Source organism: Methanobrevibacter sp. (genome assembly GCF_017940815.1).
In the GTDB taxonomy this organism is placed as follows: Archaea; Methanobacteriota; Methanobacteria; order Methanobacteriales; family Methanobacteriaceae; genus Methanocatella.
In genome coordinates, this window is record NZ_JAGAXX010000069.1 from 1 (window position 1) to 9498 (window position 9498).

9 protein-coding genes are annotated in these 9498 nt (G+C 37.5%); all 9 read right to left on the reverse strand.

Going from position 1 to position 9498, the window contains the following annotated elements; translation table 11 throughout:
* Window positions 1-181: 181 nt before the first annotated feature.
* The 9 genes from argS to ILA26_RS08375 all read right to left on the reverse strand — a co-directional run bounded on the left by argS (window position 182) and on the right by ILA26_RS08375 (window position 9277).
* Window positions 182-1882 (reverse strand): arginine--tRNA ligase, encoded by a 1701-nt coding sequence (gene argS / locus ILA26_RS08335; protein WP_292896249.1) that lies wholly within the window; start codon window positions 1880-1882, stop codon window positions 182-184.
* A gap of 19 nt (window positions 1883-1901) precedes the next feature.
* Window positions 1902-2327: a signal peptidase I gene (locus ILA26_RS08340; protein WP_292896251.1), complete on the reverse strand. Its 426-nt coding sequence runs from the start codon at window positions 2325-2327 to the stop codon at window positions 1902-1904.
* Between the two features lie 4 nt (window positions 2328-2331).
* Window positions 2332-3606: a glutamate-1-semialdehyde 2,1-aminomutase gene (gene hemL, locus ILA26_RS08345; RefSeq protein WP_292896253.1), complete on the reverse strand. Its 1275-nt coding sequence runs from the start codon at window positions 3604-3606 to the stop codon at window positions 2332-2334.
* A gap of 9 nt (window positions 3607-3615) precedes the next feature.
* Window positions 3616-4245: a cobalt-precorrin-8 methylmutase gene (locus tag ILA26_RS08350; protein WP_292896255.1), complete on the reverse strand. Its 630-nt coding sequence runs from the start codon at window positions 4243-4245 to the stop codon at window positions 3616-3618.
* Window positions 4246-4295: 50 nt separating this feature from the next.
* Window positions 4296-5489 (reverse strand): aminoacetone oxidase family FAD-binding enzyme, encoded by a 1194-nt coding sequence (locus ILA26_RS08355; RefSeq protein WP_292896257.1) that lies wholly within the window; start codon window positions 5487-5489, stop codon window positions 4296-4298.
* 6 nt (window positions 5490-5495) lie between these two features.
* Window positions 5496-6815, reverse strand: coding sequence for an aspartate--tRNA(Asn) ligase (gene aspS / locus ILA26_RS08360; RefSeq protein ID WP_292896259.1), 1320 nt, complete (start codon window positions 6813-6815; stop codon window positions 5496-5498).
* Between the two features lie 155 nt (window positions 6816-6970).
* Window positions 6971-7504 (reverse strand): nitroreductase, encoded by a 534-nt coding sequence (locus ILA26_RS08365; RefSeq protein WP_292896261.1) that lies wholly within the window; start codon window positions 7502-7504, stop codon window positions 6971-6973.
* Window positions 7501-7917, reverse strand: a complete 417-nt coding sequence (locus tag ILA26_RS08370) for a MarR family transcriptional regulator (RefSeq protein ID WP_292896263.1) — start codon at window positions 7915-7917, stop codon at window positions 7501-7503. Before ILA26_RS08370 ends, ILA26_RS08365 begins: the two co-directional genes overlap by 4 nt.
* Window positions 7907-9277 carry an MATE family efflux transporter gene (locus ILA26_RS08375; protein WP_292896265.1) on the reverse strand — a complete coding sequence of 457 codons (1371 nt, stop codon included), beginning with the start codon at window positions 9275-9277 and terminating at the stop codon, window positions 7907-7909. Before ILA26_RS08375 ends, ILA26_RS08370 begins: the two co-directional genes overlap by 11 nt.
* Window positions 9278-9498: the final 221 nt, after the last annotated feature.

The window sequence follows — 9498 nt, forward strand, 5'->3', positions numbered from 1 at the left end:
ACCTATGGTAAGCCACATACTTTGCAATTTCTTCATCCAGAGCTGTTTTTTTAACTTTATTTAAAACATCAATTGTAGATTTTCCTGACATAATTTATTATTTGTCAGCCATCTATAATAAAAGTTTGGTAACTAACTATATTTAAAAAAAAGAAGTTAAAGATGAGTTAAATTTACTCATCTACATTTTTTCAGGTGCAGCAACACCTAAAATGTCTAAAGCGTTTTTAATGGTTGTTTTAGCCCTGTCAACTAAAATTAATCTGGTGTCTTCAACGTCAGAACCGATTACTTGTTCTGTTTTGTAGAATTTGTTGAATGAACCTGCTAAATCTTGACAGTATTGGGTGATGTTGTGGACTCTTTGCTTGTTTGCACAGTCTTCAACAACTTGTGGGAATTTAGCGATTTGTCTGATTAGGTCTTGTTCAGCCTCATCAGGTATCCAGTCGTCACTAACGGATAATGCGCTAACATCTTTTCCTGATTTTGCAAGTAACTTGCATGCTCTTGCGTGAGCGTATTGGATAGATGCACAACCTCTTTCAAAGCTTAATGCCTCATCCCACTTGAATGTCAAGTGTTTTTCAGGGGATAATTTTGCAATGAAGAATCTTACAGCTCCAACACCTATGTCTTCAGCCATAGGCGCAATTTCCTCTTCGTTTAAGTCAGGGTTTCTTGATTTGATTTCGTCATGTGCTCTTGAAACCGCTTCATCAATCAATTCATCAACAGACACGAATTTACCTCTTCTGGTTGACATTGAACCTTCAGGAAGTGTAATGAATTCATAAAAGATCACTTCAGGAGCTTCTTGTCTGAAGATTTCTTCGAAAATAACCTTGATTTGTTTAGCAGCCAACTTGTGGTCTGAACCTAAGATGTCAAGAACGGTGTCTCCTAAGGTAGCTTTGTACTTGTGGTAAGCCAAGTCACGTGTGGAATAGAGTGATGTTCCGTTTGATCTTCTCAATACAAACTCTTTTTCTATGTTGAAGTCAGTAAGGTCAATGTATAAAACATCATCTTCCCTTGTGAATCCTTCTCTTTGGATGTAGGTTACAAGGTCATCAACTTCTCCGCTTCTTACAAACTGGCCTTCCCATACGAAGTCGTCATGTTTGATGTTCATTCTCAAGAGTGATTCCTTCATTCCTGAAATACATTTTGAAACGACATCCTCAAAGACTTTGTTTAGCTCTTCGTCTTCGCCTTCTTCGTATTTTTGGATTAATTCATCCACTTTAGCATTTAATGCCTCATCTTCTTCAACGGCCTTGTTTGCATCGAAGTATAACTTACCAATCTTATGGTCTAGTTTTTCTCCTTCATAATCGTCGATATTTAAACCGAGTTCGGTTATGCCGCAAACGATAATTGCGATTTGTCTTCCCATATCGTTTACATAGTATTGGGTTATGACGTCTCTTCCAGCTAATTTTAAAAGTCTTGCAAGGGAATCTCCGAAAATGGAGTTTCTGATGTGTCCGATATGGAGTGGACCGTTAGGGTTAGCTGAAGTGTGTTCCAATACGATTTTTTCATCGTATGCAGGAAGCTGACCGTAGTTTTCGTCAACTTTTTCCAATAATAATTTTGAGAATTTGTTGTAGTCGATGAAGAAATTAACGTAAGGTCCGAAGTTTTGAACTTTGGAGAAAATTTCTGGAACTTCAATCTTTTCAACCAATTCCTTTGCAACTTCAGGAGGTGAAGTCCTTAATTTTTTAGTAAGTGCGAATGCAATGGTACTTGCAAGGTCACCTAAGTTAGGATTAGGAGGAAATTCCAACTTGAAATTTCTGTCAACTTCTACATCATATTGATCTAATGCCTTATTGATGGCATCAATAGCTTGTTTTTCGATTTCAAAATACATTAACTCACCTTAATAATAATTATAATCCTCTTAACCAGAGGGAAAGATAACCAACTTTTGGAATGACGACTAGATTGTCTCCTAATGTAACTACTTTTTCTCTAATTTGGTCTGAAGTTACATAATAAGGATCCGGACGATTGTTATTGTCCCCTTTTATAACATACATCGTAGTTCCGTTAATATTTGTAATATTTATGACCCTGTGAATAACCGGTTGGTCATACCATGCCGCATCATAGACAACAACGTCTCCAACTTCCACGGTATTCGGGTCGAATTCGTGAATTCCAAGGAAATCTGCCTTTTCAACTAGAACAATGTCTCCTCTGTAAAATGCAGGTTCCATACTTCCTGAAACAACAACATTCAAATGTTGAGCAGCAATCAATACAATTATAAGAATAATCGCATATGATGCGACTTCTTTCAAATCAATTTCCATTGTATTACCTTCTTCTTTTTCTAAATGCTTCTCTTAAAGCTAGTTCAATAGCGTTGGAAGTCTTTTGAATGTCTTCCATACTATGAGCATTTGATATAAAATTACATTCAAATTGTGAAGGCGGAATGAACACGCCTTGTTTTAATAAGCTTTTAAAGTATCTGAGGAACTGTTTCCTGTCAGATTCTTGTGCATCAGCATAATTGTAGACTGGTGCAGGATTGAAATAAATTTGAAACATTGAAGCAAGTCCTACCGGTTGGATATTGTACTCTTCATCATCAATTATGGATTGAATGTTTCCTCTTAGGTAGTTTCCTTTTCTTTCCAATTCCTTATAGAAAGCATCATCCAATTGGGTTAAGGTTGAAATACCTGCCTGAACGGAAACGGGATTTCCTGAGAATGTTCCTGCCTGATAAACAGGGCCTTGTGGGGCTATCAATTCCATGATTTCTTTTTTACCGCAGAATGCTCCCATTGGAAGTCCTCCACCAACAATCTTACCGAGGGTGGTTAGGTCTGGAGTGACTCCGTAATACTCTTGTGCTCCACCGCGTGAAGCTCTAAAACCGGTAATCACTTCATCAAAGATTAATACAATACCATACTCTTCAGTTATTTTTCTAATGAATTCTAAAAATCCTGGTTTTGGCTCGATACATCCCACATTGCCCATGACTACTTCCATAATAATACAAGCAATGTTTTCGCCTTCTTTTTCAATCAATTCAGTAAGCGCTTCTTCGTCATTGAATGGAACTGATAATGTATTTTTGGTGGTGTCTTCTGGGATACCTGGTGAATCAGGTAATGTAGCTGCACCAGAACCTCCCTTTACAAGTACATAATCATGTGCTCCATGGTAAGCTCCTTCGAATTTGACTATTTTGTCTCTACCTGTAAAACCTCTTGCAAGTCTTATTGCACTCATTGTGGCTTCAGTACCACTGTTACAAAATCTCACCATCTCAGCAGATGGAATTCTGTCAATAACTTCCTTTGCAAGGGTTATTTCATTTTCGGTAGGTGTACCGTATGCGGTACCAATAGTCAATTGGTTTGAAACTTCTCTTACCACTTTTGGGTTAGCATGTCCCAGGATTAAAGGACCATAAGCTAGACAATGGTCGATGTAGGTTTTACCATCTGCGTCAGTAAGCTTAGATCCTCCAGCGCTTTTAACGAAAAATGGATAAGGTTTAAAAGCCCTAACTGGAGAGTTTACTCCACCAGGGAAATATTTTTTTGATTCATTGAATAATTCTTCTGAATACATTTTATCACACTATAAATGTTGTATTAATGAATTTACACAAGCAACAGCTATTGGTGTTCCGCCTTTTGGTCCTTCCACAATGATATTTGGAATGTCTGAATTGTGAAGCGCTTCTTTTGAATCTGCCGCTCCCACAAAACCAACAGGAACTCCTACGATAGCCTTAAGATTCATTTCACCTTTTTGATATAAATCCATTGCTTCAAAAACAGCAGTTGGAGCATTACCTGAAACGACAATACCTTCAAAATCGTTAGCTGCAGCATATCTCATCGCAGCAGCCGCTCTTGTGATTTGGTTTTCTTTTGCGATTTTAACTACTTCCTCGTTTTTAATGTAACACTCAACTTCCCCTTCATATCTTGTGATACCATATTTAACCATATTGATGTCGGTTAAAATAGTTTCATTGTTTTTAAGGGAAGCCATAGCTGCATCTACAAAATCAGAACTAATTTTAACTAATTTTGCATATTCAGGATCTGCAGTTGAGTGAACAATCCTTTCAACGATGTCTCTTTCTATAGGTTCTAAGTCTTTGACATCATCTCCAATAAGGCCACGGATAATCTCCCTACTTTTGTTGGCGATATCCAAACCTTGCTTAGTTGATGCACCCATGAACATTTTGTCTGTCATATTATAATTTTTGAATTATATATATGTTAAATATTTTGTTGGTGACAAAATTATTTTTCACTGGCTGACAATCCTGCCAGAAATCCTGTAGAAAATGCAATTTTCAGATTGTATCCTCCAGTTGGCCCATGCAAGTCAAGGGTCTCCCCTGCAAAATATAGGTTAGGAGTCAATTTTGATTCCATAGTTTTCGGATTGATATTTTTAAGGTCAACACCGCCGATTGTCACCTTCGAGAGCTTGTCATTGAAGCCTGTTATTTCAAAGGCAAAATGTTTTAGTTTTTCGATTAACCTGTTTTTGCTTTTCTTGTTTATTCTGGACAGTTGGGTTTCCGGTTCAATCTTTGTTTCTTTCAGGAAGTATTCAATGAAGCTATTGGTTAAAAATAGTTTTAAATAATTCTTAATCATTGTTTTTCCCTTAGCCTGGAAATCCTTGTTGAATTTGCTTGCCAGGTCATCACGACTAAGTTCAGGACATAAGTCGATGGCTATCTCAAGGTCTATTTCAGGTTCATTTTCTAATAAGTTATAACTTATACCTTCTGATATCTCATTGCTCAGGTTTATGATTCCCGGCCCTGTAAGTCCGACATGTGAAAACAAGACGTTTCCTGTGACCTTGCTTTTCTTATAACTTATAACAACATCATATAGTGTCACGCCGGCAATGTCAGACAAGTCCTTTTTGGTGATTAGCGGAACCAATCCGTATTTTATGTCAGTTAACGGCTGTGAGGTCAGTGAATAGTTTTTAATGTCGCAACCTGTCTGAGGATAGGTAATTCCTCCGGTGGTGATGATAATCTTTTCAGCTTTTAACTTATCATTTATGACAAAGTCATCACTGATACTTGTAACCTCGAAGTTATAACTTATACTGACATCTTTCAGGTGTTCACTTAAACCTTCCAAGATATCACTTGACTTTCCGCTTTTTGGAAAGACACGGTTGTCCTCTTCTGTGATGAATTCCAAATCAAAAAGTGACAGTAGGTCCTCATTTGTCAATGAGTAAAAAGAGTGTTTTAAAAAGTTTTTCTGTGAATATGAATTCAATAGCTTTTTAATTGGTTTGGAATTGGTAATATTACATCTTCCACCACCGGTTATGAGCAACTTGCGCCCTAAACTTGGGTTTTTTTCAAGTAATATTACGCTGGAGGAATTTTGACTGGCCGCTATTGCAGCCATGATTCCTGCGGGTCCTCCACCAATAACAGCTATTTCATATTCTTCCATAGGTATCTAAGGAGTTAATCTGTGTCTGTCCCTTGGGAAGAGTACACATTCACGGATGTTTTCGGATCCTGTAAGTACCATAGTTAATCTGTCAGCACCTACACCCCAACCAGCATGTGGTGGCATACCGTATTCGAATGCTTTCAAGTAGCTTCCGAATCCAGCAGGGTTTAATCCTCTTTCCTCGATTTGTTTTACTAAGAGATCGTATTGGTGTACACGAGTAGCACCGGAAGACAATTCTAAGTTGTTGTACATTAAATCGAATGCGTGAGAGTATTGTTCTTCACCGTCAACAGGCATTACATAGAACGGTTTGATTTCAGAAGGCCATCTGGTTAAGAAGTAGAATCCTCCCATGGTGTCTCCTAAAGCTTTTTCTGCTTCACGGGATAAGTCTTCTCCCCATTCCATTGATACGTCTTTTGAGTTTACGATGTCAACTGCTTCATCATAAGTTACAACAGGGAAATCTCCGGTTGGAACTTCTAATTCATGTCCTAAGATTTCTAATTCGTTTGCGCAGTTTTCGTTAACGTCTTTTAACACTTGGATGATCATGTCGTTTAAGATTTTCATTACGTCTTCGTCATCTGCAAATGAAGCTTCTGCATCGATGGAAACAGCTTCGTTCAAGTGTCTTAAGGTATCGTGCTCTTCTGCTCTGAAAATTTGACCAATTTCAAATACTTTATCCATTCCGGAAGCCATCATCATTTGTTTGTATAATTGTGGGGATTGGCCTAAGAATGCTTCTTTTTCAAAGTAAGTAATTGGGAATAATTCTGTTCCTCCTTCGGTAGCGGATGCTACGAGTTTAGGAGTGTTAATTTCATAAAATCCATTGTTGTAGAAAAAGTCTCTTATGGTATGGAACATTTGTCCTTTGATTTTGAAAATTGCAGAAACGTTTTCTTTCCTGATGTCTAAGAATCTTGAATCTAATCTTGTGTCAATTCCTGCTTTAACTTTTTCTGTTGGATCCATTGGTAAGGGTTGGTTAGCTAAGTTTAACATTTTAATTTCTTTAGGGATGATTTCAACACCGTTTGGTGCTTTTCCTGCTTCTTGTACTAAACCTTTGATTGCTACAACGGACTCTTTTCTGAATGCTCTTAATTCTTCCATTATGTTTTCTTCTACTTTTTTACTTGGAGCGGTTATTTGAACTCTGCCGGTCACATCACGGATGATAACAAACATGATTCCACCGAAATCACGGATTTCATGCACCCAACCCATGATAGTGATGTCTTCTCCTGCTATTTCAGGATTACATTCACTAGCGTAGTGAGTTCTTCTCCAATCTTTTAATAAACCTTGCAAATTATTCACCTCGGTTGTAAAAATAAAAATAATGATAAATTTTCATTATAATTTTAATATTATATTTAATATTTAATAAAGATATGCAAAAAAAGGGTTTTCTAGGAAAATTTCACAAAATAAAAAAATTTAGATGAGTGTGTTGCTCATCTCTTTTAGTCTACGTAATGGATGTAATCCTCTTTTCTAGGCAATGGTTCTGGAGCTTCCATGTCGGGATATCCTAATACCACATGGCCGATTCCCTCATATCTTTCAGGAATTCCCCATTCTTTCAGAAGCTCTTTTCCTTTCTCGCTTGAGAATTCATCGTATGCCCTGTGAATCCAGCATGATCCGACACCTACAGCGTGAGCGGCATTTACGAGAACTGCCAATACGCTTGCACCATCCTCTTTCCAGGTTGGCATTTCACTGTCTGCTAAAACTATTAACAATGTTTTTCCGCCATAGAATGGGTCCATGTCGTCCGGCATAGGGACTGGGAAAAAGCTCCTGTTCCATGCGGACAGTTCATTTATTGTGTCTTGATTTTGGATTACAACAATTTTTGGAGATTGTGCGCCTCTTCCTGTTGGAGCGTATGTTCCCGCTTCTAATATTGTTTTTAGCTCTTCATCTGAGATTTGTTCGTCCTTGAATTTTCTGATGCTTCTTCTTGTTTTTAGGTTTTCGATTGTTTCGTTCATACTATTTCCTCTGAAATTTTTCTAAGTGTGTCTAAAAATTTATTATAATCTTCAATCCCAATGATTTCTTTGATTTTGTCGTCCCAATTTTCATCAAGGTCCATTACCTTTTGAGCGGTTTTTTTGCCCTTTTCAGTTATCATGATCACTTTTGTTCTTTTTTCAGGAATCCTTTCAATGAATCCCTTGTCCTCAAGCTTTTTAAGGTTTCTGGCTATTGTGCTTTCGTTCAGATGAAAGTTCTGTGCCAACTGCTCCTGGATTATTCCCTCGTTATTGTATATTTTAATCAATAGGGGGTAAAGTCCAAAGCTTAGGTTTTCCTCTTTCACCCTTTCATTCAGGTATTTTGCATGTTCCCTGTAAAGGATTGAGACAAAGGGGACTGTAGGGATGTTTTCATCAAACTGCATTGTCCCTACTCCTAATTAACTTGTTGATGTAAAGCTCAATGCATGCGTAACAGATAAGTGATCCGATTCCTCCACCTAAAAGCATTCCGTAATAGATTCCTGTTTCTCCCATGTGGAATACGAATCCCAAAACATATGCAAATATTAGCACGAGAACGAATTCCCTGAATGCTGTTAAGACAAATGATATTGTTCCTTTTCCAACTCCTTGGAAGACATTTCCAGCACTTGCCCCGAATGGAACATATAAAATAAATAAGCACATCAATTGGATGAAACTAGCTATTAAAGGCTCGAGTTGTGCGCTGCTTTCGGAGTATGAGAATACGAATGCGATTTGATTTGCAAATATGTTTAAAATGATACATACAATGATTGAAGCTATCAATGCCACTTTAACTGCGTATCTTGCTGTGACTCTTAGGTTTTCATATTTGCGGGCTCCAAATGCCACTCCTGCAACTGAAATTGATGCGGTTCCGACTCCTATTGCCGGAAGCATTCCAAGGTTGATGATTCTCCATCCTGCAGTATATACGGCAACTGCGACAGGTCCTGAAACGAGTGTAAGCATGAAATTGACAACAATTGTTAAAGCGGATAAGATTAATTGCTCTAGGCTTGCCGGAATACCCACAACCAAAATGTCCTTGTACATGCTCAGGTTATTGTGGAAATATTCCCTTCCGTATTTAAGGTATGTGTCCTTTTTGATTAACATCCAATAAAGCATTGCTATTATGGAAAGAATGTGTGCCAAAACGGTTGCCCATGCGGCTCCTGCAACTCCGAGTCCTAATGTGTAAATGAAAATAGGGTCTATGCACATGTTGATTATTGCTGTTATTGCAATTGGCACAGTTGCCCTTTTGACGTCCCCTTCAGCCCTGAATGCTCCTCCAAATATTGGTGGAAGAAGCATTGCAAATGAAAATGAGAATATGATGACTCCATATTCCATTGCATAATTCAATACGCTGCTTGCCCCCATGATGTTGAGCAAAGGCTCTAAAAATGTTAGCAAGATTATTGACACGACAATTGAGAGTATAACTCCTAAAATAAGGTTGTGTATTGCCGCATTGTTTGCAGATTTTGTGTCTTCCGCTCCAATGTAACGTGAAATCAGTGAGTTACCGCCTGCTCCGATTCCGTTTCCTATTCCGATAAGCACCATGAATAATGGTGTGATGTATCCAAGTGCTGCCAGTGGTTCTGCACCAAGTCCTGCAACCCAAATACTGTCAATGATATTGTTTGCAAAAATCAAAAACATACTTGCTATAATTGGGATTGACAATTTGTTTATTGCCTTTTTAGGGTCTCCTGTAATCATTTCAATATTAGAATTCTTTTCCATAATCTACCTCTCTTGCATATGCAATTATACTCTTGTATATGCAAGTGTTAGTATTTAAAGTTTTCAATGAAAATTATAAAAAAAGGAGTCTGTAAAATTTCATAGGCTTCTTTCAAATTTTATTTTTTTACACTTGAAATTTCACTTCGATGAAAATTCGTTCTAATTTTTCTTTAATTTCAAAATAAACAATTAAAAAATAGTAAATTACTTAAATAAGT